The 25,856-nt window shown below is 67.1% G+C and carries 25 protein-coding genes and 1 riboswitch; of the genes, 18 read left to right on the top strand and 7 right to left on the bottom strand.

Annotation, left to right across the window (positions count from 1 at the left end; translation table 11 throughout):
- Window positions 1–31: 31 nt before the first annotated feature.
- From AP428_RS25120 to AP428_RS25105, 4 genes are all read right to left on the bottom strand, one after another.
- A complete protein-coding gene (locus AP428_RS25120; RefSeq protein WP_011694475.1) occupies window positions 32–916 on the bottom strand; it encodes a helix-turn-helix transcriptional regulator in 885 nt (294 codons plus the stop codon).
- A gap of 471 nt (window positions 917–1,387) precedes the next feature.
- Window positions 1,388–2,779: an MFS transporter gene (locus tag AP428_RS25115; RefSeq protein WP_011548404.1), complete on the bottom strand. Its 1,392-nt coding sequence runs from the start codon at window positions 2,777–2,779 to the stop codon at window positions 1,388–1,390.
- A 211-nt stretch (window positions 2,780–2,990) separates the two neighbouring features.
- A complete protein-coding gene (locus AP428_RS25110; protein ID WP_011548403.1) occupies window positions 2,991–3,365 on the bottom strand; it encodes a hypothetical protein in 375 nt (124 codons plus the stop codon).
- Between the two features lie 17 nt (window positions 3,366–3,382).
- The gene (locus AP428_RS25105) at window positions 3,383–3,763 is read right to left on the bottom strand and encodes a helix-turn-helix domain-containing protein (protein ID WP_011548402.1); all 381 of its coding nucleotides are present in this window, start codon (window positions 3,761–3,763) and stop codon (window positions 3,383–3,385) included.
- Between the two features lie 136 nt (window positions 3,764–3,899).
- Here AP428_RS25105 and gstA point away from each other — a divergent pair, with 136 nt between their 5' ends.
- From gstA to AP428_RS25075, 6 genes are all read left to right on the top strand, one after another.
- The gene (gene gstA / locus AP428_RS25100) at window positions 3,900–4,532 is read left to right on the top strand and encodes a glutathione transferase GstA (RefSeq protein ID WP_011694476.1); all 633 of its coding nucleotides are present in this window, start codon (window positions 3,900–3,902) and stop codon (window positions 4,530–4,532) included.
- 87 nt (window positions 4,533–4,619) lie between these two features.
- Window positions 4,620–5,006 (top strand): hypothetical protein, encoded by a 387-nt coding sequence (locus tag AP428_RS25095; protein WP_011548400.1) that lies wholly within the window; start codon window positions 4,620–4,622, stop codon window positions 5,004–5,006.
- A gap of 91 nt (window positions 5,007–5,097) precedes the next feature.
- Window positions 5,098–6,390 carry a TolC family protein gene (locus AP428_RS25090; protein WP_011548399.1) on the top strand — a complete coding sequence of 431 codons (1,293 nt, stop codon included), beginning with the start codon at window positions 5,098–5,100 and terminating at the stop codon, window positions 6,388–6,390.
- A gap of 11 nt (window positions 6,391–6,401) precedes the next feature.
- Entirely contained in the window at window positions 6,402–7,925 is a 1,524-nt protein-coding gene (locus AP428_RS25085) for an efflux RND transporter periplasmic adaptor subunit (RefSeq protein ID WP_011548398.1), read from the top strand.
- Window positions 7,922–11,128, top strand: coding sequence for an efflux RND transporter permease subunit (locus AP428_RS25080; RefSeq protein WP_011548397.1), 3,207 nt, complete (start codon window positions 7,922–7,924; stop codon window positions 11,126–11,128). Before AP428_RS25085 ends, AP428_RS25080 begins: the two co-directional genes overlap by 4 nt.
- The gene (locus AP428_RS25075) at window positions 11,125–11,493 is read left to right on the top strand and encodes a copper-binding protein (protein ID WP_011548396.1); all 369 of its coding nucleotides are present in this window, start codon (window positions 11,125–11,127) and stop codon (window positions 11,491–11,493) included. The genes AP428_RS25080 and AP428_RS25075 overlap by 4 nt, the downstream gene beginning before the upstream one ends.
- Before the next feature lie 94 nt (window positions 11,494–11,587).
- On the opposite strand, the gene AP428_RS25070 is transcribed toward AP428_RS25075, so the two are convergent.
- Window positions 11,588–12,598 carry a sodium:calcium antiporter gene (locus AP428_RS25070; protein ID WP_011548395.1) on the bottom strand — a complete coding sequence of 337 codons (1,011 nt, stop codon included), beginning with the start codon at window positions 12,596–12,598 and terminating at the stop codon, window positions 11,588–11,590.
- A gap of 69 nt (window positions 12,599–12,667) precedes the next feature.
- Window positions 12,668–12,836, bottom strand: a riboswitch (yybP-ykoY riboswitch).
- Between the two features lie 116 nt (window positions 12,837–12,952).
- On the opposite strand from AP428_RS25070, the gene AP428_RS25065 reads away from it, so the two are divergent.
- The 4 genes from AP428_RS25065 to AP428_RS25050 all read left to right on the top strand — a co-directional run bounded on the left by AP428_RS25065 (window position 12,953) and on the right by AP428_RS25050 (window position 15,742).
- Complete coding sequence (locus AP428_RS25065) at window positions 12,953–13,228, top strand: metal/formaldehyde-sensitive transcriptional repressor (protein WP_011548394.1); 276 nt, start codon at window positions 12,953–12,955, stop codon at window positions 13,226–13,228.
- 12 nt (window positions 13,229–13,240) lie between these two features.
- Window positions 13,241–14,254, top strand: a complete 1,014-nt coding sequence (gene dmeF / locus AP428_RS25060) for a CDF family Co(II)/Ni(II) efflux transporter DmeF (RefSeq protein WP_011548393.1) — start codon at window positions 13,241–13,243, stop codon at window positions 14,252–14,254.
- 2 nt (window positions 14,255–14,256) lie between these two features.
- Window positions 14,257–14,442: a DUF1289 domain-containing protein gene (locus AP428_RS25055; RefSeq protein ID WP_006479855.1), complete on the top strand. Its 186-nt coding sequence runs from the start codon at window positions 14,257–14,259 to the stop codon at window positions 14,440–14,442.
- A gap of 91 nt (window positions 14,443–14,533) precedes the next feature.
- A complete protein-coding gene (locus tag AP428_RS25050) occupies window positions 14,534–15,742 on the top strand; it encodes an MFS transporter (RefSeq protein ID WP_011548392.1) in 1,209 nt (402 codons plus the stop codon).
- A gap of 23 nt (window positions 15,743–15,765) precedes the next feature.
- Here AP428_RS25050 and AP428_RS25045 read toward each other — a convergent pair whose 3' ends face one another.
- Both AP428_RS25045 and AP428_RS25040 read right to left on the bottom strand, forming a co-directional pair.
- Entirely contained in the window at window positions 15,766–17,175 is a 1,410-nt protein-coding gene (locus tag AP428_RS25045) for a heavy metal sensor histidine kinase (RefSeq protein ID WP_011548391.1), read from the bottom strand.
- The gene (locus AP428_RS25040) at window positions 17,172–17,843 is read right to left on the bottom strand and encodes a heavy metal response regulator transcription factor (protein ID WP_011548390.1); all 672 of its coding nucleotides are present in this window, start codon (window positions 17,841–17,843) and stop codon (window positions 17,172–17,174) included. The genes AP428_RS25045 and AP428_RS25040 overlap by 4 nt, the downstream gene beginning before the upstream one ends.
- Window positions 17,844–18,075: 232 nt before the next feature.
- Between AP428_RS25040 and AP428_RS25035 the strand changes: the two genes are divergently transcribed.
- From AP428_RS25035 to AP428_RS25000, 8 genes are all read left to right on the top strand, one after another.
- A complete protein-coding gene (locus AP428_RS25035) occupies window positions 18,076–18,432 on the top strand; it encodes a hypothetical protein (protein WP_041489424.1) in 357 nt (118 codons plus the stop codon).
- 88 nt (window positions 18,433–18,520) lie between these two features.
- Complete coding sequence (locus AP428_RS25030; RefSeq protein WP_041489495.1) at window positions 18,521–18,790, top strand: hypothetical protein; 270 nt, start codon at window positions 18,521–18,523, stop codon at window positions 18,788–18,790.
- Window positions 18,787–20,289: a TolC family protein gene (locus AP428_RS25025; RefSeq protein WP_011548387.1), complete on the top strand. Its 1,503-nt coding sequence runs from the start codon at window positions 18,787–18,789 to the stop codon at window positions 20,287–20,289. Before AP428_RS25030 ends, AP428_RS25025 begins: the two co-directional genes overlap by 4 nt.
- 1 nt (window position 20,290) lies before the next feature.
- Window positions 20,291–21,586 (top strand): multicopper oxidase family protein, encoded by a 1,296-nt coding sequence (locus AP428_RS25020; RefSeq protein WP_011548386.1) that lies wholly within the window; start codon window positions 20,291–20,293, stop codon window positions 21,584–21,586.
- A gap of 66 nt (window positions 21,587–21,652) precedes the next feature.
- Window positions 21,653–21,997 (top strand): copper-binding protein, encoded by a 345-nt coding sequence (locus tag AP428_RS25015; protein WP_011548385.1) that lies wholly within the window; start codon window positions 21,653–21,655, stop codon window positions 21,995–21,997.
- Between the two features lie 16 nt (window positions 21,998–22,013).
- Entirely contained in the window at window positions 22,014–22,394 is a 381-nt protein-coding gene (gene copC / locus AP428_RS25010) for a copper homeostasis periplasmic binding protein CopC (RefSeq protein ID WP_011548384.1), read from the top strand.
- Window positions 22,391–23,332 carry a CopD family protein gene (locus AP428_RS25005; protein WP_011548383.1) on the top strand — a complete coding sequence of 314 codons (942 nt, stop codon included), beginning with the start codon at window positions 22,391–22,393 and terminating at the stop codon, window positions 23,330–23,332. Before copC ends, AP428_RS25005 begins: the two co-directional genes overlap by 4 nt.
- Window positions 23,333–23,501: 169 nt before the next feature.
- Window positions 23,502–25,316, top strand: a complete 1,815-nt coding sequence (locus tag AP428_RS25000) for an ExeM/NucH family extracellular endonuclease (protein ID WP_011548382.1) — start codon at window positions 23,502–23,504, stop codon at window positions 25,314–25,316.
- The last annotated feature ends 540 nt before the right edge of the window (window positions 25,317–25,856 follow it).

The raw sequence follows: 25,856 nt of genomic DNA, 5'->3' as shown, positions 1-25,856 counted from the left end.
CTGCGCCGGGACGCAGACGCAGCGGCTCAGGTCAGCGCGGGATGGCCGGCGGTGCGCCGTCGTCATACGATCCGGCGGCGGGGAGCACGGCGGTGGCCGAACCCCATGCGGCGAGTTCGCGCTTCGTGCGCACGCCGAGCTTCGCGAATGCACGTTTCACGTACGACTCGGCCGACGCGACGCGCACGCCGAGAATGTCGGCGGTTTCCGGCACGGTCTTGCCGGAGAGCAGGTGCTTGCAGGTTTCGTATTCGCGCTTCGACAGCTTCACGCCGTCGGCCGCGAGCCGCGCATCGAACTGCGCGAGCGGATGGACGTCGGGCGTCGCATGCGCGATGCGCCGTGCGGCGGTGGTCGACGCATGGAGTTCGAGCAGCGGAAACAGCATGTCGCTGATGCTGCGGAAGCGGTTCATCTCGGCGAGCGTGAACGGCGGCCGGTCACGGCCGCGCTCCAGGGCGATCGAATGCTGCGAATAGCGCGTGCCCCGTGCGAGCACGCATTCGTGGCCGATATGCACGTCGTCGAACAGCCGCTGGCGGAATTCGCCGGGCGGGATCGCCGCGATGTCGCGCACGACGAGCATCGTGCCGGTCTTGCCGCGCAGCCCCGCGAACAGCGGGTCGCTGTCGAGAAAGCGCTCGTAGTAGAGCGTCATCACGTCGGAGATGTCGGTGGACGCGGTGCCGATGCCGCTGCTGCCGATCCATTCGCAACGGTAGCCGGTGGGCATCGTCGTGTCGACGCGCGAGCGTTCGACGTGCGCGACGTCGAGCGGCACGACCTCGTTCAGCAGTTGCGTGAGGCGCGGCACGAAGTGCGGCGTGCCGACCGTCTCGATCAGCTCGCCCAATGCCTTGAACGATATGTTGATGCGATCGTTGTCGCGGTGGATGGCGTTCACGTTGAGCAGCATGCGATTCCCAAGGCCTGTTCCGCCCATGACGCGCGTTTCGTTGATACGAAAAAAGCATCTGTTCGGCTCGTGATCGGGAGGGAGTCGGGAGGGAATACAGGCAGGCGACCTGCCGATCCGTTCGCCTCGTAAAACGTCGCGTGTCATCCCGAAGAGGGCATACCGGGGCAGTGTAAACGAGTCACTGCGTCCCCGTCTTTTTCAATCGAGCGACAAGCGATTCCGATGACCGACCTGATCAGGCGCATCGTGCCGCAGGGCACGCGCCTGGGCGAATCGAAGGGGCTCGACTTCGGGGGGACGAAAGCGATCGGCGCGCGGCCGAAGGCAGGCGCGGCAACTGAATCGACGGCTGTCGGGAAGGCGGGGGCGGGTCGGGCGCGTTTCCGGAGTCGGCCGCATCGGCGGTGTGTCGCGTCGGCCGGGGCAGCGGTCAGGCCGGACGGCGCAGGTGCGCCGCCCTTGCAGCGCTTACGCGTCGATGCGCTCGACCTTGCCGACGAGCAGCCCGTACGACAGGCTGCCCGCGAGCGCCATTGCGGCGATGTAGGTGATCGCGCGCGAGAAGTCCGCGCCGTCGACCAGCAGCCCGATCACGATCGGCGTCGCGATCGCGGACAGGTTACCGACCAGGTTGAACACGCCGCCCGTGAGGCCGAGCAGTCGCGCGGGTGCGAGCCCCGACACGAGCGACCACGTGATCGATGCGAAGCCGTTGCCGAAGAACGCGATCGTCATGAACGCGATCACCCAGCCGGTGGAGCTCACGTAGTTCGCGCCGATGATGCAGGTCGAGATCAGCAGGCCCGAGATGATCGGCAGCTTGCGCGCGAAGCCCTGCGATGCGCCGCGCCGCATCAGCCAGTCCGACAGCACACCCGAGCACAGCACGCCGACGAACGCGGCGAGGAACGGCAGCGACGCGAGGAAGCCCGACTTGATGAAGTCCATCCCGCGATACTTGACGAGGTAGGTCGGGAACCACGTGAGGAAGAACCACAGCGTCGAGTTCAGCGCGAACTGGCCGAGGTAGATGCCCCACAGCTTGCGCCGGCCGAGCACGACGCCGAGATCGCGCCACGTCGATGGTGCGCGGTCGCTGCGCGCCGCGATGCGGTCCTCGAGATCGACGAGCCCGCCGCCGTCGCGGATCAGCGCGATTTCGGCCGCATTGACGCCGCGTAACGCACGCGGCTCGCGATACACCGCATACCAGACCGCGGCCCACGCGATGCCGGCGAGGCCGGTCGCGACGAACACCATGTGCCAGCCGAGATGCACCTGCAGCCACGCGAGCACCGGCGTGAGGAACGCAAGGCCGACGAACTGCCCCGACGTGTAGCCGCCGATCGCGCTCGCCCGCTCGCGGGTCGGGAACCAGGTCGTCACCGCGCGGTTGTTGATCGGATAGGCCGGCGCTTCGAGCGCGCCGACCGCGAGGCGCAGCACGATCAGTCCGACGAACGAACCGGCGAAGCCGAGCAGCAGCGTCGCGGCCGACCACAGTGCGAGCGCACCCGCATACAGCACGCGCGGCGACACCTTGTCGACGAGCCAGCCGCCCGGAATCTGCATCAGCGCATAGGTCCAGCCGAACGCGGAGAACACGAGGCCGGCGTGGACCGGATCGATGTTCAGTTCCTTGAACAGTTCGGGCGCCGCGATCGACAGGTTGCTGCGGTCGAGATAGTTGATCACGACCGTGACGAACAGTAGCGCGAGGATCAGCAGCCGCTTGCGGCTCGGCGGCGTGGCCGGGGCCGCGGCGGCGGCCGCGCGGGTAGCTGATTCGGATGAGGTACCGGTGTGCGCGGATGGCCGCTGCGGCGGGTTGGCATGGGTGCGTGACGCGGATGGGCCCACGGTCGTCTCCTGTGTTCTATGCCCCGGCCGGCGCTCGCGAACGAGGCGGCCGAATCGAATGGCGTTGGGGCGAACGTTAGAGCCGTGGCGCGGCGTGCGTCAACATTTGGGCAGGTATCCCCATTAATGGGACGTGTGCCGTTCAATATATGGGAACGTGCCGACCGGCGCGGACCGGCGTCGTCACGAAGGAGAGCAAGCAGGCGACCGGTCAGCCCCGCGTGCTGTCGTCGCGATAGCCGCTCTTGCCGACGAAGATTTCCTTCAACGCGGCGCGCAGCGTGCCCGGATCGTACTGACCGGGCGCGAGATGGATCACGTAACGCGTCTGGCCGTCGAGCCGCGCGGCGACGCCCGGTTCGATCTCGACGTCGATCGTATCGTCGGTCAGTTGCACCGACAGATCCTTGACGCGCACGTTGAGCTGGTCGCGCACCATCACTTCGATCAGCGCATCGTCCGGAAAGCGCGACAGCGCGAAGCAATAGTCCTGCTCCGCATCGTGACAGTAGATATTGGCGAAGCTTTCGTCGTCGTCGAGGTCGGACGTGGCCGCGCCGACGGTAGCGTGCAGTTCCATGAGCATCGATTCCTGCTGAAGGGTTATTTATGAGCGTGCATCGTCGTTTCGATCGCAGCCGCGGTGTCGGGCATTGCGTCGACGTGCGCGTCGCGCGCCTTCAGCCACAGCCCGAATTCGCGCATCACGTCGACCACCGGCCGCAGCCGGTCGCCGTCCGCGGTGAGATCGTACTCGACGCGCACCGGCACTTCCGGATAGACGGTGCGCCGCACGAGCCCCGCGTCTTCCAGCGCGCGCAGGTCGAGCGTCAGCATGCGCTGCGAGATGCCCGGCATGTCGCGCCGCAGGTCGCTGAAGCGGCGCGGCCCGTCGAGCAGATACGACACCAGCAGCAGCCGCCAGCGGCCGCCGAGCAGGCGCATCGCTTCTTCAACGGAACATCCTGTCGCACTCGTTTTCATCGCGCCGAATCCTGGTCGGTTAATTTTTTGTGACTACGGCACAAACGACTGCCGTCTTCTCAGCCGTGTGCCGATGCGAGATATTAGCGCCCGCGTCGCGGCGAATCGATACATGGACAACCCACGAAGGAACCATATGAAGCTCTATCACGCTCCCGGCAGCTGTTCGCAGGCGATCTGCATCGTGCTGCGCGAAGGCGATATCGACGCCGAGATCGTCAAGGTCGACGCGCGCAAGCATGTCGTCGACGGCGGCCGCGATTACTACGACGTGAACGAACTCGGCTACGTGCCGCTGCTCGAACTCGACGACGGCACGATACTGCGCGAAGGGCCGGTGATCGCGCAGTATCTCGCGGACCAGCGCCCGGAGGCCGCGCTCGCACCCGCTTACGGCACGCTCGCGCGCTACCGGCTGATGGAATGGCTGAACTTTCTCGGCACCGAGATCCACAAGGGCTTCATCCCGCTGCTGTATGCGGTGCAGGCGGGGAGGTACGTCGAACCCGTGCGGCAGAAGCTCGACAGCCGCTTCGCATGGATCGACCGCCAGCTCGACGGCAGGACGTTCCTGACCGGCGACACGTTCACCGTCGCCGATGCGTACCTGTTCGCGCTGACCGGCTGGGGCAAGGCCGACTGGATGCGCTCGGTATACAACGCGGATATCGACCTCAGCCGGCATGCGCATCTGCGTGCGTGGTACGAGCGGGTGCGGGAGCGGCCGGCCGTGCAGGCGGCGCTGGCGGCGGACAACCTGTTGCGATGACGCGCGGCCGCCGCAGCGGGGAGGGCGCATCATTTCGTTGTAGCGGCGCCGCGCCATGCCGCAACAGTGCGCGCTATAATCGCCGCCATGAAACTGCTTCGGACCTTCATCCTGCTGCTGCTGTGCGCGGTGCTGCCCATCACGGGGCTGGCAGCCAGCGGCCTGACCGGTGAATGTCCGATGCAGCACACGATGTCGATGGACGCGGACACGGGCATGAACATGGCCATGTCCGCCGAGATGAGCGATTGCGATTCGATGCAGCCGCCATCCGCCGATCACGCGAAGGCCAAAGCCAAGGGCATGGCCTGCAAGGTGACGGCCCAATGCCAGTTCGGCAGTCTCTACCACCCGGCCGCCCGCGCCGACGTCAGCCGTCCCGCTGCATTCGCCAGCACGATCGTCTTCCACTACACGCAGTCCGTCCCGGCTCGCGACCCGAACGGGTTGTGGCGGCCGCCACGCATCAGCTGATCCCGATTTGACCGGTTCGCCGCGCACGCGGTGAGGTTCGTCCTGCGCGCAGGACGTGGAATCCCTTTGGATTCCGATTTGGGGTTACACCATGTCATTCGTTTTCCGCACGCTGCGCATGCCGCGTGCAGGTCGGCGCGCGCCCGTACCGTGGGCCGCGCTGCTGGTGGCGGGCGCCGTTCACGCGCAGCCGTCGTCGCTGACGCTGGACGCCGCGCTGCAGTCCGCCACCGATCGTTCCGCGTCGATGCAGGCCGCGCAGGCTTCCGTGCTCGCGCGTTCCGAAGCGGCCGTCAAGGCCGGCCAGTTGCCGGACCCGATGCTCAAGGCCGGCATCGACAACCTGCCGGTCAACGGCGGGCAGCGCTTCACCGTCGGTCAGGACTTCATGACGATGCGCCGCATCGGCATCGAGCAGGAATGGGTGTCCGGCGACAAGCGGCGGCTGCGTACCGCGCTGGCCGACGAACAGGTCGGCCGCGAGCGCGCCGGCTATCTCGTGCAACTCGCGGCCGTGCGCCGGCAGACCGCGACGGCGTGGCTCGATGCCGTCTATGCGAAGCAGGCGCTCGCGCTTCAGCAGGCGCTGCTCGGTCACATGAACCATGAACTCGACGCGACGCAGGCGTCGTATCGCGGCGCGAAGGCGAGCGCGGGCGACGTCGTGCAGGCCCGCGCGATGCTCGCGCAGACGCAGGACCAGGTGCTCAAGGCACAGCAGGCGTATCGCACCGCGCTCATCGCGCTGGCCCGCTGGACGGCGGTGCCCGTGACGGACGTGGCCGGTACGCCGCCCGCGCCCGAATCCTTCGTATCGTCGTTGCCGCCGGACGAACTGCGCCTGTCGCAGCCGGCGCTCGTCGCCGCCGCGGACGATATCGCAGTGGCCGAAGCCGACGCCGCGGTCGCGAACAGCGAGCGCAGCCCCAACTGGACGTGGGAAATCGCGTACCAGCAGCGCGGCGGCGCGTATTCGAACATGGTGTCGGTCGGCGTCTCGATCCCGCTGCCGCTCAATCGCAAGAATCGACAGAATCGCGACGTCGCCGAAAAGGCGGCGCTCGCGACGAAGGCGCGCCTGATGTACGAGGACACGCTGCGCCAGGTACAGGCCGACATCCGCACGCAATCGGACACGCTGGCGAGCGGCCGCGAACGCATCGCGAACCTCGGCGCCGCGCTATTGCCGGCCGCCGACCAGCGCGTGCAACTCGCGACGGCGGCGTACCGGGCCGGCACGGGGTCGCTCGCCGACACGTTCGCCGCGCGGCGTGCGCAACTCGAAGCGCAATTACAGGTGCTCGACCTCAGGCGCGACGTGTCGCAGACCTGGGCACAGCTCGAATATCAGGTCGTGCCGTCGGCGATGGCCGCCGCGCAGTGAAGGAGATGCTCATGACAAGGCAATCACTGATGCGTGCGGTGTTGATCGCGTCCGCCGGCGCGGTGCTCGTCGGCGCAGGCTATTTCGCGGGCGTTCGCCGTGCGACGAACGGCGCGGCGACGGCCTCAGTGCCCGCCGCTGCGCCGTCGGGTATGCCGGCTCAGCAGGCCGCACGCAAGGTGCTGTACTGGCACGACCCGATGGTGCCGAACCAGCACTTCGACAAACCGGGCAAATCGCCGTTCATGGACATGCAGTTGCAGCCGGTCTATGCGGACGAAGGCGGTGCCGCGGCAGGCATCCGGATCGATCCGGGCCTGCAGCAGAACCTCGGCATCCGCTATGCGACCGTGCGTCGGCAGCAGACGGCGGCCGGCTTCGACGCGGTGGGCACCACGCAGTTCGACGAAGCGCGCGTGGAGGTCGTGCAGTCGCGCGTCACGGGCTACATCGACCATTTGTATGCACGCGCGCCGATGCAGCGCATCGCGAAGGGCGCGCCGGTCGCATCGTTGTTCGTGCCCGACTGGCTCGCGCCGCAGGAGGAATATCTCGCGCTGAAGCGCGGCGGCATGGACGGCAACCTGCTCGATGCGGCGCGCGCACGAATGCGCGCGCTGTCGATTCCGGACGGGATGATCGCGAATCTCGATCGTACCGGCCGCGCGCAGACGCACGTCGTGCTGAGCGCGCCGGAGACGGGCGTCGTCAGCGAGTTGAACGTGCGCGACGGCGCGATGGTCGCGCCCGGCCAGACGCTCGCGAAGATCGCCGGGCTGGCGACGCTGTGGCTGGTCGTCGAGGTGCCGGAAGCGCTCGCTTTGAACGTGCAGCCGGGAATGTCGGTCGACGCGACGTTCGCGGGCGATCCGGCCCGGCATTTCAGCGGCCGCATCCGCGAAGTGCTGCCCGGCATCAGCACGGGCAGCCGCACGCTGCAGGCGCGTGTGGAGATCGACAACGCATCGCTGAAGCTCACGCCCGGCATGCTGATGCGCGTGCGGGTCGCCGCGAAGGAGACGGTGTCGCGCCTGCTCGTGCCGTCCGAGGCCGTGATCGCGACCGGCCAGCGCACGATCGTCATCGCGAAGCTCGGCGACGGCCGGCTCCAGCCGGTGTCGGTGACGGTCGGCAACGACGTCGGCGGCGACACGGAAGTGCTCGGCGGGCTGAACGAAGGCGATACGGTTGTCGCATCGGGGCAGTTCCTGATCGATTCGGAAGCCAGCCTGAAAAGCGTGCTGCCGCGGCTGGAGCGGGCGGCAGGCGCAAGCTCGGCCGCATCGTCCGCGACGGCAAGCGCGCCGGTCTACGAAACCACCGGCAAGGTGGAGAACGTCACGGCCGACGACATCACGTTCTCGCATCAGCCGGTGCCGGCGCTCGGCTGGGGCGCGATGACGATGGCGTTCGGCAAGCCGTCGGCGCACGCGTTTCCGGACGTGAAGCCGGGGCAGACCGTGCGTTTCGCGTTCACGCAGGCCGACGACGGCTACCGGCTGACGAAGGTCGAGCCGCAGGGAGGTGAGCGATGATCGCGCGCCTCATTCACTGGTCCGTCCATCATCGGTTTCTGGTGCTGCTGGCCACCGTGCTGCTCGCGGCATGGGGCGTGCATTCGCTGCGGCAGACACCGCTCGACGCATTGCCCGACCTGTCGGACACGCAGGTGATCGTGAAGGCGTCGTATCCGGGCAAGGCGCCGCAGGTCGTCGAGGATCAGGTGACCTATCCGCTGACGACGACGCTGCTCGGCGTGCCCGGCGCGAAAACCGTGCGCGCTTACTCGTCGTTCGGCGACGCGTTCGTCTACGTGCTGTTCGACGACCGCACCGATCAGTACTGGGCGCGCTCGCGCGTGCTCGAATACCTGAGCCAGGTGCAGAGCCGCCTGCCGGCGGGCGCGACCGTGTCGCTTGGGCCCGATGCGACCGGCGTCGGCTGGGTATACGAGTACGCGCTCGTCGATCGCACCGGCCGTCACGATCTCGGCCAGTTGCGCGCGCTCAACGACTGGTTCCTGAAGTTCGAACTGAAGGCCGTGCCGGACGTCTCCGAAGTCGCGAGCATCGGCGGCATGGTGCGCCAGTACCAGGTCGTGCTGGACCCGGACAAGCTGCGCGCATACGGCATCACGCAGGCGGCGGTCGCGGAGGCGCTCGGCAAGGCCAACCAGGCATCCGGCGGCTCGGTCGTCGAGCTGGCCGAGTCGGAGTACATGGTGCGGTCGTCCGGCTACCTGCGCACGCTCGACGATTTCCGTCACGTCGTGCTGCGCACCGACGACACCGGCACGCCGGTCCTGCTCGGCGACGTCGCACGCATCCAGGTCGGCCCGGCGATGCGGCGCGGTATCGCGGAACTGAACGGGCAGGGCGAAGTGACGGGCGGTGTCGTCGTGATGCGCTCGGGCAAGAACGCGCTGACGACGATCGACGCGGTGAAGGCGAAGCTCGCCGACCTCAAGCGTTCGCTGCCTGCCGGCGTCGAGATCGTCACGACCTACGACCGATCGCAACTGATCGCGCGCGCGGTCGACAACCTGACGGACAAGCTGATCGAGGAATTCGTCATCGTCGGTGTCGTCTGCGCGGTGTTCCTGTTCCATCTGCGCAGCGCGCTGGTCGCGATCCTGTCGCTGCCGCTCGGCGTATTGGCCGCGTTCATCGTGATGCGCTACCAGGGCGTGAATGCCAACCTGATGTCGCTCGGGGGGATCGCGATCGCGATCGGCGCGATGATCGACGCGGCGATCGTGATGATCGAGAACGCGCACAAGCATCTGGAAGCGTACGACCACGCGCATCCGGGCGAGCCGCTCACGGCCGCGCGTCGCTGGGAGCTCGTCGCGGCATCGGCCGCGGAAGTCGGGCCCGCGCTGTTCTTCTCGCTGCTGATCATCACGCTGTCGTTCGTTCCGGTGTTTTCGCTGGAAGGGCAGGAGGGCAAGCTGTTCGCGCCGCTGGCGTTCACGAAGACCTATACGATCGCGGCGGCCGCCGGGTTGTCGGTGACGCTGGTGCCGGTGCTGATGGGCTATCTGGTGCGCGGCCGCATTCCGCACGAGCACGCGAACCCGATCAATCGCGTGCTGATCCGCCTGTACCGGCCGCTGCTCGAAGCGACGTTGCGGCGCCCGTGGGCCGCGATCGGCGTGGCGGTCGTCGCGCTCGTGCTGACGGCCGTGCCGTTGTCGCGGCTCGGTGGCGAATTCATGCCGCCGCTCGACGAAGGCGACTTGCTGTACATGCCGACCGCGCTGCCGGGCATCTCGGCGGACAAGGCGAGCGAGCTGCTGCAGCAGACCGACCGGCTGATCAAGACCGTGCCCGAGGTCGACACTGTGTTCGGCAAGTCGGGCCGAGCCGATACCGCGACCGACCCCGCGCCGCTCGAGATGTTCGAGACGACGATCCGCTTCAAGCCGCGCAGCACATGGCGGCCGGGCATGACGCCGGAGAAGCTCGTCGACGAACTCGACCGGACGGTGAGGGTGCCGGGCCTGTCGAACGTATGGGTGCCGCCGATCCGCAACCGGCTCGACATGCTGTCCACCGGGATCAAGACGCCGGTCGGCGTGAAGATTTCCGGGCCGGACCTGACGGGAATCGACGCGATCGCGACGCAGGTCGAGGCCGCCGTGAAGCGCGTGCCGGGCGTGACGTCCGCGCTCGCGGAACGGCTGAACGGCGGCCGCTACGTCGACGTCGACATCGATCGGCTCGCCGCCGCGCGTTACGGGCTGTCGGTGGCGGATATCCAGTCGGTCGTGTCGTCGGCGATCGGCGGCGAGGACATCGGCGAAGTGATCGCCGGGCGCGAGCGTTTCCCGATCAACATCCGCTATCCACGCGAGATCCGCGATTCGCTCGAGAACTTGCGGCAACTGCCGGTCGTCACCGCGCGCGGCGCGCAGATTCGCCTCGGCGACGTCGCGCGTGTCGCGATCGCCGACGGGCCGCCGATGATCCGCAGCGAGAACGCACGGCTGTCCGGCTACGTGTACGTCGATCTCCGCGGGGTCGACCTGAGCACGGCGGTTCGTGCGATGCAGCAGGCCGTCGCGCGGCAGGTCGCGTTGCCGCCCGGCTATTCGATCGCGTGGTCGGGACAGTTCGAGTATCTCGAACGCGCGGCGGCGACGCTGCGCACCGTCGTGCCCGTCACGCTCGTCGTGATCTTCGTGCTGCTGTTCGTCACGTTCGATTCGGCGGCCGACGCGTTGCTGCTGATGTCGACGGTGCCGTTCGCGCTGGTCGGCGGATTCTGGCTCGTATGGGCGCTCGGCCATGCGGTGTCCGTCGCGACGTCGGTCGGGTTCATCGCGCTGGCGGGCGTGGCGGCCGAATTCGGCGTGGTGATGCTGCTGTACCTGAAGGGCGCGCTGCAGCGCCGGCTCGATGCCGGCGAACCGCTGACCGATGCGTTGCTGCTCGACACGATTCGCGAAGGCGCGGTGCTGCGCGTGCGGCCGAAGGCGATGACGGTCGCCGTCGTGCTCGCCGGCCTCGTGCCGATCATGATCGGCCACGGCGCCGGTTCCGAAGTCATGCAGCGCATCGCCGCGCCGATGGTCGGCGGCATGGTCACGGCGCCGCTGCTGTCGATGTTCGTCATTCCCGCCGCGTGGCTTCTGCTGCAGCGCCGTCGTGCGCGAAGCGCGAGCCGAGCGCGGCATTCCGATGCAGTTCCTTCCGGCACGAACGTGCCATCCCTTCCCACCGGAGAATCACGATGAAGATGAATCAATTGATCGCTGCTGTAACCGCTGTCGTCGCGCTGAGTGCTTTCGCGGTACCGGCGCTTGCCGCCGGCGAGATGTCGAACATGGACATGTCCGGCATGAAGATGTCGTCGGACGGCGCGACGGAATCGAACGCCGCGCTGACCGACGCCGAAGTGAAGAAGGTCGATGCCGCGAGCGGCAAGATCACGTTGAAGCACGGCGCGCTGCAGAACGTCGGGATGCCGCCGATGACGATGGCGTTCAAGGCGAAGGATGCGGCGATGCTCGCGCAAGCGCATGCGGGCGACAAGGTCAAGGTGCGGATCGAGAAAGTCGACGGCACGTTGACGATCGTCAAACTCGTCAAGGGTTCCTGATCGGCGGGATGCGGGCGTCGCAGCTGCCGCCCGCATCCGGCGCCGTGAAGCGCGCGCGCCGACGTGTTGGTCGGCCGGCGCGCCCGACCGGCGTTCAACGCGCCAGCGTCACCGCCAGATATCCCGCATAACCCGCGCCATTCGCAAGCAACGCCCAGATCGCGAGCCCGCGCGTACGTGCATTGACGCGCAGCCAGGCCGCCGCCGCGAGCGTGATGATCACGCCGGTCAGCACTTCGGGGCGCGGCTCCCACGGCGTCAGCATAATGCCGATGGCCGGCAGCAGCGTGCCCTGGAACACCATCGCACCGGTGATGTTGCCGAACGCCAGCGTGTCTTTCCCGCGGCGAATCCACAGCACGCTGTTGACCTTCTCCGGCAGCTCCGTCGCGATCGGCACGATGATCAGCGACAGCAGCAGCGCCGACACGCCGAGCACGTGCGACACGCCTTCCACGCCGTGAATGAAGCCCTTCGCGCCGCCGACCAGCAGCGCGACGCCGATCAGCAGTTGCAGCACGATCGTCGCCAGGTTGGTCGGCAGGCCGATGCGCGACAGCAACATCGCATGCGGCGCCTCGGTGCCGTGCCCGGCATCGACGAGCCGAGTCGACGCGCGGAACGTCAGCACGACGTACATCACGTAGAGGCCGACCAGCATCGCGGCGAGCAGCGCGCGCACGGCCCAGTTGTGATGCGGGACGAACATCGCGACGGTCGCCAGTGAGAAGGCGGCGAGGAAGGTATTCATGTCGCGCACGAAGCCCGTGCGTTCGGGCGCAATCGTGCCGCGCGGCCCGCGCGAGCGGATCACGGCGAGCGCCATCAGGAACGTGGTGAGCGTCGCGAGCATCAGCGGCGCGCCGAGGATCGCGCCGACGCCAATCTCCTCGTTGACGGCCTGACTCGACGTGCCGCCGGCCAGCGCGAGCAGCGGCACCATCGTTTCGGGCAGCGCGGTGCCGACGGCCGCGAACAGCGAGCCGGTCACGCCTTCGGAAATCTTCAGGCGTTCGCCGAGATGTTCGAGCGCATTGGTGAAGACTTCGGCCGCGACGAGGATGACGATCAGCATGAACGCGAGTTCGACGAACATGAAGGTCATGCGGCACCTCCGCAGGCAGCGGGGGCGTGGGGCAGGTGAGCAGGGAGGAACATGGGGACTCCGTGGTCGGACGCTGACGAACCATGACACATCCGCCGACGTCCGACCAGGAACGACGCGATGTGCCGATGGTCTCGCCAAGCCGATCAGGTTGAACGCGCCACGGCCGCAGGCCGAGTGTGTTGACGCGTTCGCTTTCCGGGGGACGGAAAGCAGGCTACTCCCCAAAGACGGAAAGCAGTCTAGCCGAGCGGTTTTCTTTCGACAAGCCTTCGTCTCGAAAAAATATACCCCTCCACCCTATAGGGGCAGCGCTTTGGAGATATACTCCCCTACCCTATACAGGAGCCATCGATGAGTCATACCGTTCGCGAAAAACAGAAGCTGCTGAACCGCGTGCGCCGTATCAAGGGACAGGTCGAGGCGATCGAGCGGGCGCTGGAAGACGAGCGCGGCTGCAACGACGTGCTGCAACTGATCACGAGCTGCCGCGGCGCGATGAACGGCCTGCTGGCGGTCGTGCTGGAAGATCACATCCGGTCGCATCTCGTCGATGCGGACACGCCCGACGCGCACGAAGGCAGCGCGACCGAGCAGCTGATCGAGGTCGTCCACAGCTATTTCAAGTAAGCGGATCGGAACATGAACGAATTCAAGAGCCCGGCGGCCGGCGGCGCGCACAGTCACGCGTTTCTGGGCGCCGCCCATGCGCGCAACGAGCGGAAGACGTGGATGGTCATCGGCCTGTGCACGGCGATGATGATCGCCGAGATCGTCGGCGGCACGCTGTTCGGGTCGCTCGCGCTGGTCGCGGACGGGCTGCACATGTCGACGCATGCGGGCGCGATGCTGATCGCCGCGCTGGCCTATACCTATGCGCGCCGGCACGCCGACGATCCGCGCTTCGTGTTCGGCACCGGCAAGCTCGGCGACCTGGCCGGCTTCACGAGCGCGATCGTGCTGGCGATGATCGCGTTGCTGATCGGCTATGAGGCGATCGCGCGCCTGCTGGCGCCGGTGCCGATTCACTTCGACGAAGCGATTCCGATCGCCGTGCTGGGGCTTGCCGTGAACCTCGCCAGCGTGTGGCTGCTGAGCGGCGATCACCATCACGGGCACGATCACGGCCATCATCATGCGCATGGGCACGACGATCACCATGACCATGACCACGACGACGCACACCACGCGCATCATGCTCACGGGTCGCACTCGGCCGCGCATCGCGATCACAACATCCGGTCGGCCTACGTTCACGTGATCGCCGACGCGGCCGTGTCGGTGCTGGCGATCGTCGGCCTGCTGCTCGCGCGGGCGTTCGGATGGGTCTGGATGGACCCGCTCGCGGGCATCGTCGGTGCGCTGGTGATTGCCAACTGGGCGTACGGGCTGATGCGCGATACGGGCGGAATCCTGCTCGACGTCAACGTCGATCGCAAGCTGACCGACAACGTGCGCCGCGCGATCGAGGCGCTCGGCGACAAGGTCAACGATCTCCATGTGTGGCGCGTGGGCCCCGGGCACATGAGCGCGATCGTGTCGGTCGAATCGGGCGACGCCGCGCGCGATGCGCGCTTTTATCATGCGCTGGTCGCGGGCTTCGACGGCGTGTCGCACGTGACCGTCGAAGTGCTGACGCCCGCGAAGGCGGCCTGATCGTGGCCGTGAAATCGCCGTGTATCGAGCTGTGCGCGTTCGACGGCCGCACCGGCTTTTGCGTCGGCTGCCTGCGCACCCGCGACGAGGCGCGCGACTGGAAGAAGCTGACCGACCATCGCCGGCACCAGATCCTCAACGACCGCACGCGCCGGCAGGCGAAACTCCGGCGCGACGCGGCGGAATAACCAGGGTGCACGCGCAACCTGCGATCGTGTCACGGGACTGCAGTAGCATCACAGGCATTCAGCGTCAGGATTCCTGAACCGGGGACGACCCATGCAGACCGACTCATCGACCGGCATTCTTCGGCAGATTCCGCGCAGCGTGTGGGTGCTCGGCTGTGTCAGCCTGCTGATGGACGTGTCGTCCGAAATCATCCACAGCCTGTTGCCGATGTTCCTGATGGCGGGGCTCGGTGCGAGCGCGACGACGATCGGCCTGATCGAGGGGATCGCCGAGGCGACGTCGCCGGTCGTCAAGGTGTTCTCCGGCACGCTGAGCGACTATCTGCGCAATCGCAAATGGCTCGCGGTGGCCGGCTACGCCCTCGGCGCGCTCAGCAAGCCGCTGTTCGCGATCGCGCCGACGATCGGTGTCGTGGTGACCGCACGGATCGTCGACCGCGTCGGCAAGGGGATTCGCGGCGCGCCGCGCGATGCGCTCGTCGCCGACGTGACGCCCGTTCACCTGCGCGGCGCCGCGTACGGGTTGCGTCAGTCGCTCGACACGGTGGGCGCGTTCCTCGGGCCGCTGCTGGCCGTCGTCATCATGCTGATGTGGCGCGACGATTTCCGCCTCGCGTTCTGGCTGGCCGTGATCCCCGGCGTGCTCGCCGTGGCGCTGCTCGCGGTCGGCATTGATGAGCCCGCACGTGCGCCGGGCGAGAAGCGCGTCAATCCGGTTCGCCGCGAGGTCGTCGCGCAACTCGGCGCGCGCTACTGGTGGGTCGTGGCCGTCGGCGGCGTGTTCGCGCTGGCGCGTTTCAGCGAGGCGTTCCTCGTGCTGCGCGCGATGAGCAGCGGCGTGCCCGTCGCACTCGTGCCGCTCGTGATGGTCGCGATGAACGTCGTATACGCGTTGTCCGCTTACCCGTTCGGTAAGCTCGCCGATACGACGAGCCACACGAAACTGATGGTGGTCGGGCTCGCGCTGCTGATCGTCGCCGATATCGTGCTGGCGCACGGCGCGCACTGGCCGACCGTGCTCGTCGGTGTCGCGCTGTGGGGCCTCCATATGGGGATGACGCAAGGGCTGCTCGCGACGATGGTCGCGCAGGCCGCGCCGGCCGAATTGAGAGGGACGGCGTTCGGCGTGTTCAACCTGATCAGCGGCATCGTCACGCTCGTATCGAGCGTCGTCGCGGGTGCCCTGTGGGACCAGATGGGCGCCGCCGCCACGTTCTATGCGGGGGCCGTATTCAGCGCAGCGACCATCGTGTTGCTCGTGTGCGTTCGCACGTCGTTCGGCGCGGTGCAGGATCGCTAGCGCCGAATGCGGCGGCGCATGACTTAACTATCCGTACCGCGTGGAAAGTACAGCGCGAACGTCGTGCGCCCGTCGCGGCTCGCGACTTCCACCTTGCCGCGATGCAGCTCCATGATCGACTTCACGATCGCGAGCCCGAGCCCCGCGTTGCGCGCCGCGCCGTGCCGCGACGAATCGATCCGGTAGAAGCGCTCGAAGATCCGCTCGACCTGTTCGGGCGGAATCGCGACGCCGCGATTCGTGACTTCGACGACTGCGTAGCTGCCTTGTACGGACACGGCCAGTTCGATCGTCGACGCGGCTTGCGCGTGTTCGAGCGCATTCGACGCGAGGTTGCTCACCGCACGCCGGAACAGTGTCGCATCCGCGACGACCGGCGCTTCGCCATGCACGTCGATGCGCACGCCGGCCTCGTCGGCCAGCGCCTGGAAATACGACGCGAGCCGGCGCAGTTCGCTGCCCGCATCGAGTTCGGCGGTCTTCAGGTGCTGCCGCGCATTGTCGGTACGGGCGAGAAACAGCATGTTCTCGATCATCCGCTGCAGCCGTTCGCATTCCTCGATATTCGATTCGATCAGCGCTTCATATTCGTCGGTCGTGCGCGCGCGCGACAGCGTGATCTGCGACGAGCTGATCACGTTCGCGAGCGGCGTGCGCATGTCGTGCGCGAGATCGGATGAGAACTGCGACAGCCGCACGAACGCGCGTTCGAGCCGGTCGAGCATCCGGTTCACCGACGTGGCGAGCTCGCGCAATTCGACCGGGCCGCCGCGCGCGTCGAGGCGCGCGTTCAGGTTGTGCGCCTCGATGCGCGACGTCTGTCGGCCGAGGCTCTCGACCGGGCGCAGCCCGCGCGACGCGACCGCATAGCCGAGCGCACCGACCAGCAGCGCGCCGACGGCCGCCGCGAGCCAGATGTCGACGCGATAGCTTTCGAGCAGCGACTGGCGATCGGTTGCGGTGCGCGCGAGCGCGACCTGGATCGCTTCGCCGGACGGCAGCGTTTCGCGCGCATACACGCAGCGCGACGTGCCGATGCCGGGCGGCGCGCACGTGAACGGGCTGCCGGCGTTGCCAGCCGGATGCGAGGCCGAGATCACCGACGCAAGCGTGTTGCCGGCTTCGTCGGAATGCTCGACAAGCGGGCGGTGTTGCGCATCGTAGATGCCGAGATAGACGCCCGGATGCGACAGCAGCACGTCGTGGAACACGGCCGGATCGGCGCGCAGCGCGGCTGTCGACCCGCTGGCGCGCGCGAGTTGCAGGAACTGGTTGAGCTTGGCGGAGATCTCGATGTCGTCGCGCCGTGTCAATTCGGCGGACAACGAGCGGTAGAGATACGCGCCAGTCAGCGCGAATACCAGCGCCGCGACGGCGGCGAACGCGAGCGTCAGGCGCCGCAGCAGCGAATACGACGCGGGGCGCGCGGTCACGAACGATCCTCGAGCACGTAGCCCATGCCGCGGATCGTGTGGATCAGCTTCTTCTCGTACGCGTTGTCGATCTTCGCGCGCAAGCGCTTGATCGCCGCGTCGACGACGTTCGTGTCGCTGTCGAAATTCATGTCCCAGATCTGCGACGTGATGAAGGTGCGCGTCAGCACCTCGCCTTCGCGTTCCGCGAGCAACTGCAGCAGCGCGAATTCCTGCGCGGTCAGGTCGATGCGAGTGTCCGCGCGCCGCACGCGACGCTTGAGCAGGTCGATTTCGAGATCGGCGACGTGCAGGATGTCGCGCACGTTGCGTGGCGCGCGGCGCAGCAGCGAGCGGATACGCGCGAGGAATTCGGCATACGCGAACGGCTTGAGCAGGTAATCGTCGGCGCCGAGTTCGAGCCCGGCGACCTTGTCCTCGATCGCCTCGCGGGCCGTGAGCAGCAGCACGGGCGTCTGCTTCTGCGCGCGCAGCCGCCTGAGCACCTCGAAGCCGTCCAGCGCGGGCAGCATCACGTCGAGCACGATCAGGTCGAAATCCTCGTGCAAGGCGAGGAACAGGCCGTCCTGGCCGTTTTCCGTGACATCGACCGTGTAGCTCGCCTCCGTCAACCCCTTCCGGAGGTATGACGCCATCTTGGGTTCGTCTTCGACTATCAGTATCCGCATGGTGAGGCAGGCTGTCCGTGATTCCAGCCGGTCAGTGTAACGCCGGAGCGTACGGCAGCGCGCGTGCGTGAAGAATGACCGGCGGATGACGGAATTGTCATGAAAAGCCGGTCATGTTTCGGCCATGCCGTCGTCACCGCGGCGGCGATAAGCTGCGACCGTCTTGTCCCCGGAGCGCGCCGTCGTGCGACGCGCCGGCCCTAACGATCGCTGTCTGCCTGATCTCGCATCCATGTCGTACTGGCGCACATTTCTCGTCGTCGTGTTGCTCGCGCTGAGCCTGTCGATCCCGTCGTTCGCGGCGGTTTCGATGCAGTGCCCGGGCGCCGCCGTGCCGCAAGAGGAAAAGGCGTCGCACGCGATGCCGGCCGCGCAGGGTGGCCATCACGATCACGGCGATCACGCGCGGCATGCGTCGTCATGTGCCGCGTGCGTGTCCTGCTGCTTTGGCACGGGGATGTCGAGTGCGCCTGCGGTGCCCGCCGCGGCGAGCGTCGGCGTCACCATCGTCGCGCCTCCGCGTTCGGCCGGGGGCGTGTCGTTCCTGACGGGCGGCATCGACCGGCCGCCGCGCCGGATGCCCGCCTAGTCGCTGCCCGCGGCCGATGCGCCGCGATCCGCCATCCGCTCCGGCGGCCGCATCCGGCGCGCCGGACGACTTACGACGAGACATGTTCATGCGATTGATCATTGCGGCGCTGTTGGGCGTGGCGGCCCTCGTGCCGTCGCTCGCGCCCGCGCAAACTCCGTTTCCCGATCCGGCGGACGCCGCCGCGTCGGTGCCGGACGTCACCGTGACGTCCGCGTTCGACGGCTACCGGCCGTATCGGGACGACGCAGGCCCGGGCTGGAAGCAACTGAACCGGGACGTGATGGAGCGGCCCGCGAAAGGGCGCACGACCGGCAACGCCGCGCCCCATTCGACGCACGGAGGGGCCACGCGATGACGACGCTCGCGATATCACCGAGGATCGGCGCGGCCGCGATCGCGCTGGCGTTCCTCGTGGGCTGCACGACGTTTTCGAAGGATGGCGGGTTCGACGCCGTGTCGTCGGCTGCATCGGAACGCATCGGAAAGGACGCGGTGGTGGTGAGGACCGACGCCGACCGCGAAGCGGTCGACCAGCGGACGAAGGAACTGCTCGGCAAGCCGCTGTCGATGGACGACGCGGTGCAGGTCGCGTTGCTGAACAACCGCGGGCTGCAGGCGTCGTACGCGGAACTCGGGCTGTCGGAGGCCGACCTCGTGCAGGCCGGCCGGTTGCCGAACCCGCGCTTCGCGTTCAGCCGCACGCGTGCCGGCGATGGCGAGCTGACGCTTGGCCGCACGTTCTCGGCGAACGTGTTCGCGCTGCTGACGATGCCGCTCGCAACGAAGATCGAACGCCGCCGTTTCGAGCAGACCAAGCTCGAAACGGCCGATGCGATGCTGAAGGTCGCGGCCGACGCGCGCCGCGCGTATGTCGAGGCGGTCGCCGCCGAGCAGGCCGCACACTATGCGCAGCAGGTGCGCGACGCCGCGAGCGCGGCCGCCGAACTCGCACTGCGCATGCGGCAGGCCGGCAACTTCAGCCGGCTCGACTACGCCCGTGAACAGGCGTTTCACGCCGACGCGGTCGCGCAGCACGCGAAAACGCGGCAGCAGGCCATCGCCGCACGCGAGAAGCTCACGCGCGCGATGGGGCTGTGGGGCGAGCGCACGCGGTACGCGCTGCCCGAGCGCTTGCCGGATCTGCCGAAGGCGCGCCCGAACCTGCCCGACCTCGAACGCTTCGCGATGGGCAATCGCCTCGACGTCCAGGCCGCGAAGCTGCAGACGCAGGGCGTCGCGTCGTCGCTCGGCCTGAGCAAGGCCACGCGTTTCGTCAACGCGGTCGAGCTCGGCTACGTGAACGACTACGAGACCGGCAAGGGCCACGAGCACGGTTACGAGATCAGCGTCGAGATTCCGCTGTTCGACTGGGGTGGCGCCAAGGTCGCGCGCGCCGAGGCGATCTACATGCAGTCCGCGAACCGGCTCGCGAAAACGGCCATCGATGCACGCTCGGAAGTACGCGAATCGTATGCGGCGTACGTGACGAGCTACGACGTCGCGACGCACTATCGCGACGAAGTCGTGCCGCTGCGCAAGACGATCTCCGACGAACTGCTGCTGCGCTACAACGGGATGCTCGCGAGCGTGTTCGAGCTGCTGACCGATGCGCGCGAACAGGTCGGCGCGGTCAACGGCTACATCGATGCGCTGAAGGACTACTGGCTCGCGGAAACCGATCTGCAGATGGCCGTCGGCGGCCGGTTGCCGTTACCGGGTGCCGTGCCGAGCGCGACGCATTCCGCCGAATCCGCACCCCAATCCCCATCCAGCGCCGACGCTGCGCCGCAGCCGGCTTCCACTCCCGCGGCGCCGTCGGCGCCCGCCACGCAACCGCATCCGGAAGGTCATTGACATGGTGTCCCGTCGACAATTTCTCAGCGGCTCGGGCGCCGCACTGCTCGGTGCGGCGATGGTCAGCAAGGCTGGCGCCGCGTCGTTGCCCGACGCGCCGACGATGGCGAAAGCCGGCACGCAGCCGCCGCTCGTGCCGCCCAACGGCCGCCCGTACACGCCCGTCGCGACGCTGAACGGCTGGTCGCTGCCGTGGCGGATGAAGAACGGCTGGAAGGAATTCCACCTGACGGCCGAGCCCGTCGTGCGCGAGATGGCGCCCGGCATGAACGCGAACCTGTGGGGCTACAACGGTCAGTCGCCGGGCCCGACGATCGAGGCCGTCGAAGGCGACAAGGTCCGCATCTTCGTGACCAACCGGCTGCCCGAGCACACGACGATCCACTGGCACGGGCTGCGGCTGCCGAACGGGATGGACGGCGTCGGCGGCCTCACGCAGCCGCATATCCCGCCCGGCAAGACCTTCGTCTACGAGTTCCAGCTCGAAGCGCACGGCACGTTCATGTATCACCCGCATGCCGACGAGATGGTGCAGATGGCGATGGGGATGATGGGGATGTTCATCGTACATCCAAAGGACCGCGGCACGATGGCGGTCGATCGCGATTTCGTGTTCCTGCTCGCCGCATACGACATCGACCCGGGCAGCTACACGCCGCGCGTGAACGAGATGACCGACTTCAACATGTGGACCTTCAACTCGCGCGTGTTCCCGGGCATCGATCCGCTGCCGGTGCGCGCCGGCGACCGCGTGCGGATTCGTTTCGGCAACCTGACGATGACGAACCACCCGATCCACCTGCACGGCTACAGCTTCGAGGTCGCGGGCACCGACGGCGGCTGGATTCCGCCGGCCGCGCGCTGGCCGGAAGTGACGGCCGATGTCGCGGTGGGTCAGATGCGCGCGATCGAGTTCACCGCCGATCGTCCGGGCGACTGGGCGTTCCATTGCCACAAGTCGCACCACACGATGAATGCGATGGGCCATCAGGTGCCGAACCTGATCGGCGTACCGCAGAAGGATCTCGCGAAGCGCATCGGCAAGCTCGTGCCCGACTACATGGCGATGGGCAGCACGGGCGGCGCGATGGGCGGCATGGAGATGCCGCTGCCAGACAACACGCTGCCGATGATGACCGGCACCGGCCCGTTCGGGCCGCTGGAGATGGGCGGCATGTTCACGGTGCTCAAGGTGCGGCAGGGGCTGGGCCGCAACGACTATCGCGATCCGGGCTGGTTCCGGCATCCGAAGGGCACCGTCGCATACGAATACACCGGCGAATTGCCGGACGGCTGAAGCAGCATGCGGCGGCCGCGTCGATGCGGCCGCCGGTTTCCATTCACTCACACGGGAGTCGACACGATGAAGAAGGGACTGGTTTTGATGGCGACGGGGTGCGCGCTGGCGTTCTCCGCGGCGTCGTACGCGGCCGGCGACATGGCCGGCATGGACATGAGCGCGAATGCGAAGCAGGGCGCCGCGGCGTCGCGCATGTCGCACGGCGAGATCCGCAAGGTCGACACGGCGGCCGGCAAGCTGACGATCAAGCACGGCCCGCTGGAGAACCTCGGGATGGACGCGATGACGATGGTGTTCAAGGTGAAGGACCCGGCGATGCTGGCGCAGGTGAAGGTGGGCGATACGATCGATTTCGTCGCCGAGGACGTGGACGGTGCGTTGACCGTCGTCGAGCTGAAGAAGCCGTGAAGCGGAGCGCGTGAACATGACGATCTCGATGCTCAAGCGGCTGGCCGGCTTTGCCGCGGCTACCGCCATCTTCGCAGGCGCACCGGTCGCGGCGTCGGCGCACGGCAAGCTGGAGCGCGCCGTACCGGCGGCCGGCAGCACGATCGATGCGGCGCCCGACACGGTGCGGCTCACGTTCAACGAAGACGTCGAACCGGCGTTCAGCTCGGTGAAGGTGTCGGACGCGAGCGGCAACGCCGTCACGCAGGACAAGGCGAAGGTCGACGCGTCGAACCCGCGCGTGATGACCGTCGCGATACCGAAGCTTGCGGCAGGCGCGTACACCGTACAGTGGGCGGCGATGACGGCCGATGCGCATCGCACGAAGGGCGCCTATACGTTCCGGGTGAAGGAATGAACGACGGCATCGTCGGCCTGCTGCGGCTCGTGGCGGTGGCGATCCAGAACGCCGGGTTCGCGGTCGTCGTCGGCGCATTGCTCGGCCGGCACTGGCTCGCACGTGGCGTGTCCGCGTGGCAGCACGACGTTGGGCGGCGGCTCGCCGCGACGCTGCGTATTGCGTCCGTCGTATCGCTGCTCGCGAGCGTCGCCGCATTCTGGGCGCACTGCGCATTGATGAGCGAGGTGTCGCTGCTCGACGCAGGGCTGGCGGTGTGTTCGATGCTCGCGCGCACCGGCTTCGGTCATGCGTGGCTGGCCGGGGCGGCGTTCATGCTCGTCGTCGTGCTGCTGTCGTTCGTCGGACGCACGGACGACACGCGGTTTCCGTTCGCGATGGTGGCTGCCCTCGCTTGTGTCGCGCTGGCGCGCAGCAACGGCGGCCATCCGGTGGACGCCGGGCTGTTCAGCGTGCCAGTGTGGATCGATTGGCTGCATCTGCTGGCGATCAGCGCGTGGGTGGGGCTCGTGCTCGTGACGGCATTCGGCGTGATGTCGCGGCTCGCCCGCATGCCGGCGAGCGAACGCGCGACGGGCGCATCGTTCGTGCAGTCGCTGTCCGACGCATCCACTTACGCGCTGGTCGTGTTGTTCGCGACCGGCGCGTACAACGGCTGGCGCGGCGTCGATACACCCGCCAACCTGTTCGCGTCGACGTACGGGCAAATCCTGCTGCTGAAGCTTGTGCTCGTGCTGATTGCCGCGATGCTCGGCGGACACAACCGCTTCTTCGGGATGCCGGAGCTGCTGGCCGCGTTGAAGGACCCGGCCGCCGCGATACCGGTACGCGCGTTGAGACGGTTCGGCATGGTGTTGCGAGTCGAGGCGGTCGTGCTCGGCGGCGTGCTGATGGTGGCGGCCGTGCTCGTGTCGAGCGCGTTGCCGGGGACGGCCTAGCGGCGGGGCTTCGTCGTCGGAAGATCGGCTGCATTGTCGAGACTTGACCGGACGACGCATGGCGATCGCGGCGTGATGACGACGATTACATCGGCCTGTCTCGCGATTACCAAAAACTGTCATTGAGCGCCGCTAAGCTTTCGCCACCCTCACAACCGGGATTCCCGCCATGCGCTCGCCAATCTGCCTGTTTGCCCCGCTATTGTTGCTCCCGACGCTCGCCGCGCCGGTATTCGCCGCCACTGCCGCGCCCGTCAGCGCGAACTGCGGCGGCAGCACGACGCCGATCGCCGATATCCAGGGGGCCGGCGCGCCGTCGCCGCTCGCCGGTCAGAACGCATCGATCGAAGCGGTCGTCACCGCCGATTTCGGCGGCACCGACGGTTTCGGCGGCTTCTTCGTCCAGCAGGCGGACGCGCAGCGCCGCAACCAGCCGGGCGTGTCCGAAGGCCTGTTCGTCTATGCGCCGAAAGCGCGCGCGAAGGCCGGCGATCTCGTGCACGTAACGGGCAAGGTCGAGGAGAAATACGGGCAGACGCAGCTCACGCTGCAGGGCGCGATCGCGGTATGCGCGAACGGCCAGACGGTCACGCCCGCGACGCTCACGCTGCCGGTCGACAGCCCGAGCGCGTTCGCCGCATACGAAGGGATGCTCGTGCGCCTGCCGCAGACGCTGAGCGTCACCGACAACTACGAACTCGGCCGCTACGGCAGCGTGATGCTCAGCAACGGCCGCCTGCGTACGCCGACGAGCGTCGTGCCGCCCGCGCAGGCGCAGACGCAGATCGACGCGAACGCGCGCAACCGCCTGATCCTCGACGACGGCTCGAACAAGCAGAACCCCGCGACCGTGCCGTATCCGGCGCCGGGCCTGTCGGCCGCGAACACGCTGCGCGCGGGCTACACCGTGCGCGACGTGGAAGGCGTGCTCGAAGTGCGTTACGGCGCCTGGCGCGTGCAGCCGCTGCCGGGCGCGGCCGTGCCGGCGTTCGACGCGCGTTCGAACCCGCGCACCATCGCACCGGCGCGCGATCCGAAATCGAACCTGCGCGTCGCATCGTTCAACGTACTGAACTACTTCAACGGCAACGGTCTCGGCGGCGGCTTCGACGATCCGAACAATCGCGGCGCGAAGACGTTCCAGGAATTCCAGCGCCAGGAAGCGAAGATCGTCAGCGCGCTGAAGGCGATCGACGCCGACGTGATCGGCCTGATGGAAATCCAGAACAACGGCTATGGCGAACTGAGCGCGGTGCGCCAGCTCGCGGCGAAGCTGGGCAACCACTGGCGCGTGGTCGATCCGGGCACGTCGCGGCTCGGCGGCGATGCGATTGCGGTCGCGATGATCTACGACAGCCGCAAGGTCGAGCCGGTCGGCCGTGCGGCGACGCTCGCGATCGACGACAAGAATCGCCAGCCGCTCGCGCAGTCGTTCCGGCTGGTCAACGGCAACAAGCAGGCGCTGACGGTGGCCGTGAACCACCTGAAGTCGAAGAACTGCCCGGACGCCGCGAACGACGATCTCGACCAGGGCGATGGTCAAGGCTGCTGGAACCCGACGCGCACGCGCGCGGCGGCGAAGGTCGCCGACTGGCTGGCCGGCAACCCGACGGGCGTCAAGAGCCAGGGCGTGCTGCTGATCGGCGACTTCAACAGCTACACGTACGAAGATCCGATCCGCACGCTGGAATCGCGCGGCTACCGCAACCTCGTCGCGCGCTGGATCGGCGCGAATGCGTACAGCTACGTGTACAACGGCGAAGCCGGTTATCTCGACCACGCACTGGCGACGCTGCCGCTCGCGTCGCACGTTAAGGCCGTGCACGAATGGCACATCAATGCGGACGAGCCGCTCGCGCTGCAGTACACGCTTGCGTACAAGTCGGCCGAGCAGCAGAAGACGTTCTACGCGGCCGATGCGTATCGTTCGTCGGATCACGATCCGGTGCTGATCGATATCGCGCTGCCGGGCGGCGGAAAGTAAGCGTGGTTTGAGTCTTGGTGACGGCGCGATGTGCGGCAATGCCGGACATCGCGCCCGTTCCGGAAAGCCGTTCGAATACCGGGTAAATAATGCCGTGAACAATTAATCGAACCGGTATTTTATGGATGATGCGGTGCACATCGATACTTCGATTGAAGTGCGATTGAAATGGAAAGAATCATCGAATGACGTGTGCATGCTGCTGCATCGTCTTAATCGATTGACGATAATAAAATTGAAAGAATAGTCCTGTCGATCTGAAGGCTTTCGATGCGTTTCTCCAATGCAGGAAAGGCTTCCGTGTTATGCCGAAAAAGTAAAATATTCGACGCGACATAGCCGATAAAGCTCGCCTTGCACGAATAATTCCGTTTTCTTTCAAATACCAGACACTGTCCAGCCTTCGCATCATTGCGGGATTTTTAATATCCGAATGATCTTTGACAACGCGGCGCAGCACCGCCTATTTTTGTCATGGCTCAAGTTTCAGTCATACAAAAGTTGTCCAAACTGCAGGGGGCGCGTCCGGGCATCATTCTC

This window comes from Burkholderia sp. E168m22 (genome assembly GCF_001319805.1).
In the GTDB taxonomy this organism is placed as follows: Bacteria; Pseudomonadota; Gammaproteobacteria; order Burkholderiales; family Burkholderiaceae; genus Burkholderia; species Burkholderia orbicola.
Note: the sequence above shows the minus strand (reverse complement) of the source record. Positions and strands in the feature narration are given on the sequence as shown.

Bases quoted from the DNA above. Each gene is read 5' to 3' on its own strand.
- AP428_RS25040 (WP_011548390.1), bottom strand. From the start codon at position 17,843: ATGCGGATACTGATAGTCGAAGACGAACCCAAGATGGCGTCATACCTC.
- copC (WP_011548384.1), top strand. From the start codon at position 22,014: ATGACGATCTCGATGCTCAAGCGGCTGGCCGGCTTTGCCGCGGCTACC.
- AP428_RS25030 (WP_041489495.1), top strand. From the start codon at position 18,521: ATGCGATTGATCATTGCGGCGCTGTTGGGCGTGGCGGCCCTCGTGCCG.
- AP428_RS25120 (WP_011694475.1), bottom strand. From the start codon at position 916: ATGCTGCTCAACGTGAACGCCATCCACCGCGACAACGATCGCATCAAC.
- AP428_RS25070 (WP_011548395.1), bottom strand. From the start codon at position 12,598: ATGACCTTCATGTTCGTCGAACTCGCGTTCATGCTGATCGTCATCCTC.
- AP428_RS25005 (WP_011548383.1), top strand. From the start codon at position 22,391: ATGAACGACGGCATCGTCGGCCTGCTGCGGCTCGTGGCGGTGGCGATC.
- AP428_RS25095 (WP_011548400.1), top strand. From the start codon at position 4,620: ATGAAACTGCTTCGGACCTTCATCCTGCTGCTGCTGTGCGCGGTGCTG.
- AP428_RS25105 (WP_011548402.1), bottom strand. From the start codon at position 3,763: ATGAAAACGAGTGCGACAGGATGTTCCGTTGAAGAAGCGATGCGCCTG.
- AP428_RS25000 (WP_011548382.1), top strand. From the start codon at position 23,502: ATGCGCTCGCCAATCTGCCTGTTTGCCCCGCTATTGTTGCTCCCGACG.
- AP428_RS25065 (WP_011548394.1), top strand. From the start codon at position 12,953: ATGAGTCATACCGTTCGCGAAAAACAGAAGCTGCTGAACCGCGTGCGC.
- AP428_RS25025 (WP_011548387.1), top strand. From the start codon at position 18,787: ATGACGACGCTCGCGATATCACCGAGGATCGGCGCGGCCGCGATCGCG.
- AP428_RS25015 (WP_011548385.1), top strand. From the start codon at position 21,653: ATGAAGAAGGGACTGGTTTTGATGGCGACGGGGTGCGCGCTGGCGTTC.
- dmeF (WP_011548393.1), top strand. From the start codon at position 13,241: ATGAACGAATTCAAGAGCCCGGCGGCCGGCGGCGCGCACAGTCACGCG.
- AP428_RS25050 (WP_011548392.1), top strand. From the start codon at position 14,534: ATGCAGACCGACTCATCGACCGGCATTCTTCGGCAGATTCCGCGCAGC.
- AP428_RS25090 (WP_011548399.1), top strand. From the start codon at position 5,098: ATGTCATTCGTTTTCCGCACGCTGCGCATGCCGCGTGCAGGTCGGCGC.
- gstA (WP_011694476.1), top strand. From the start codon at position 3,900: ATGAAGCTCTATCACGCTCCCGGCAGCTGTTCGCAGGCGATCTGCATC.
- AP428_RS25110 (WP_011548403.1), bottom strand. From the start codon at position 3,365: ATGCTCATGGAACTGCACGCTACCGTCGGCGCGGCCACGTCCGACCTC.
- AP428_RS25075 (WP_011548396.1), top strand. From the start codon at position 11,125: ATGAAGATGAATCAATTGATCGCTGCTGTAACCGCTGTCGTCGCGCTG.
- AP428_RS25085 (WP_011548398.1), top strand. From the start codon at position 6,402: ATGACAAGGCAATCACTGATGCGTGCGGTGTTGATCGCGTCCGCCGGC.
- AP428_RS25020 (WP_011548386.1), top strand. From the start codon at position 20,291: ATGGTGTCCCGTCGACAATTTCTCAGCGGCTCGGGCGCCGCACTGCTC.
- AP428_RS25080 (WP_011548397.1), top strand. From the start codon at position 7,922: ATGATCGCGCGCCTCATTCACTGGTCCGTCCATCATCGGTTTCTGGTG.
- AP428_RS25035 (WP_041489424.1), top strand. From the start codon at position 18,076: ATGTCGTACTGGCGCACATTTCTCGTCGTCGTGTTGCTCGCGCTGAGC.